This window comes from Streptomyces sp. NPDC058307 (genome assembly GCF_042880295.1).
Taxonomy (GTDB): Bacteria; Actinomycetota; Actinomycetes; order Streptomycetales; family Streptomycetaceae; genus Streptomyces.
Map to the genome: position 1 here is coordinate 1521 of NZ_JBHVYZ010000134.1, position 1834 is coordinate 3354.

A 1834-nucleotide genomic window follows, 5' to 3' on the forward strand; every position below is an offset into this window, starting at 1 on the left:
GCCTACACCCTTACCCCGGGACAACCACCGCCCGGGCTGGACTACCTTCCTGCGTCACCCCATCACTCACCTACTGCAAGTCTGGTTCGCCGGCTCCACCACTTTCCTTTCCCCGAAGGGTCCGGAACGGCTTCACGGGCTTAGCATCGCCTGGTTCGATGTTTGACGCTTCACAGCGGGTACCGGAATATCAACCGGTTATCCATCGACTACGCCTGTCGGCCTCGCCTTAGGTCCCGACTTACCCTGGGCAGATCAGCTTGACCCAGGAACCCTTAGTCAATCGGCGCACACGTTTCCCACGTGTGTATCGCTACTCATGCCTGCATTCTCACTCGTGAACCGTCCACCACTAGCTTCCGCTGCAGCTTCACCCGGCACACGACGCTCCCCTACCCATCACAGCCGCCGTTGGGCGTATTGCTGCAATGACACGACTTCGGCGGTACGCTTGAGCCCCGCTACATTGTCGGCGCGGAATCACTAGACCAGTGAGCTATTACGCACTCTTTCAAGGGTGGCTGCTTCTAAGCCAACCTCCTGGTTGTCTGTGCGACTCCACATCCTTTCCCACTTAGCGTACGCTTAGGGGCCTTAGTCGATGCTCTGGGCTGTTTCCCTCTCGACCATGGAGCTTATCCCCCACAGTCTCACTGCCGCGCTCTCACTTACCGGCATTCGGAGTTTGGCTAAGGTCAGTAACCCGGTAGGGCCCATCGCCTATCCAGTGCTCTACCTCCGGCAAGAAACACACGACGCTGCACCTAAATGCATTTCGGGGAGAACCAGCTATCACGGAGTTTGATTGGCCTTTCACCCCTAACCACAGGTCATCCCCCAGGTTTTCAACCCTGGTGGGTTCGGTCCTCCACGAAGTCTTACCTCCGCTTCAACCTGCCCATGGCTAGATCACTCCGCTTCGGGTCTTGAGCGTGCTACTGAATCGCCCTATTAGGACTCGCTTTCGCTACGGCTTCCCCACACGGGTTAACCTCGCAACACACCGCAAACTCGCAGGCTCATTCTTCAAAAGGCACGCAGTCACGACGCACTGAGTAAACTCAATGCGCGACGCTCCCACGGCTTGTAGGCACACGGTTTCAGGTACTATTTCACTCCGCTCCCGCGGTACTTTTCACCATTCCCTCACGGTACTATCCGCTATCGGTCACCAGGGAATATTTAGGCTTAGCGGGTGGTCCCGCCAGATTCACACGGGATTTCTCGGGCCCCGTGCTACTTGGGTGTCTCTCAAACGAGCCGCTGATGTTTCGACTACGGGGGTCTTACCCTCTACGCCGGACCTTTCGCATGTCCTTCGCCTACATCAACGGTTTCTGACTCGCCTCACAGCCGGCAGACTGTGAAAGAGAGATCCCACAACCCCGTACACGCAACCCCTGCCGGGTCTCACACGTATACGGTTTGGCCTCATCCGGTTTCGCTCGCCACTACTCCCGGAATCACGGTTGTTTTCTCTTCCTGCGGGTACTGAGATGTTTCACTTCCCCGCGTTCCCTCCACATACCCTATGTGTTCAGGTATGGGTGACAGCCCATGACGACTGCCGGGTTTCCCCATTCGGAAACCCCCGGATCAAAGCCTGGTTGACGACTCCCCGGGGACTATCGTGGCCTCCCACGTCCTTCATCGGTTCCTGGTGCCAAGGCATCCACCGTGCGCCCTTAAAAACTTGGCCACAGATGCTCGCGTCCACTGTGCAGTTCTCAAACAACGACCAGCCACCCATCACCCCCAACCTGAGCTGGAGTTCACTGGGGCCGGCAACTGAGGAAAGTTCATTCCCTCAGACACCCAACAGCGTGCCCGGCAC

General features: G+C 57.6%; 1 rRNA gene (running past one end of the window). It reads right to left on the reverse strand.

The features are described from left to right. Positions 1-1699: ribosomal RNA gene (locus tag ACFVYN_RS40885) — 23S ribosomal RNA — on the reverse strand (it extends 1489 nt beyond the left edge of the window). Positions 1700-1834: the final 135 nt, after the last annotated feature.